Source organism: Streptomyces caeni (genome assembly GCF_042678285.1).
GTDB classification, from domain to species: Bacteria; Actinomycetota; Actinomycetes; order Streptomycetales; family Streptomycetaceae; genus Streptomyces; species Streptomyces caeni.
On record NZ_JBHUDX010000096.1, the window covers coordinates 19,689 to 20,134 of the forward strand.

Below are 446 nucleotides of genomic sequence, written 5' to 3' on the forward strand. Positions count from 1 at the left end.
TGATCCGGGCTGTCCGGGCAATTCCGGAACGGCTCCGCGTCATTCTGCAATACTGCCGACGTCCCGCCGGCAGTCGGAGGCATGGGCCGCACAACCGGGCCGCCTACCGCACGGTCGTCAGCGGCGGCGTCGGCTTCGACGCCCAGGTGCACGCCGTCCGGGACGAGGTGCGCGAGGCGATCGTCGCCACCATCGCCGAGGGGGCGTACGGCAGGCGCGACATCGCTCCACTGGCACGCATGGGGCTCCTCGGCTGGGTGTGTGGCATGGAGGGTGCGACGCTCGACTGGATGGACCGCCCGGAGCCGTCCCGCGACAGCATGCGCGCCCTGCTGGTGAGAACGCTCGGCGGCACCCTGCGCGCCATCGAGGAACTGGAACCCGCCCACCCGGCCCCGCCGGCCGCCCGTCGGCCCCTCGTCTGACCTCCGCGGGCCGGGGCGGGG

General features: G+C 74.0%; 1 pseudogene. It reads left to right on the forward strand.

What is annotated here, in order from left to right:
• Positions 1–425: pseudogene (locus tag ACFSL4_RS30925) on the forward strand (hypothetical protein); the annotation flags it as partial.
• Positions 426–446 lie beyond the last annotated feature (21 nt).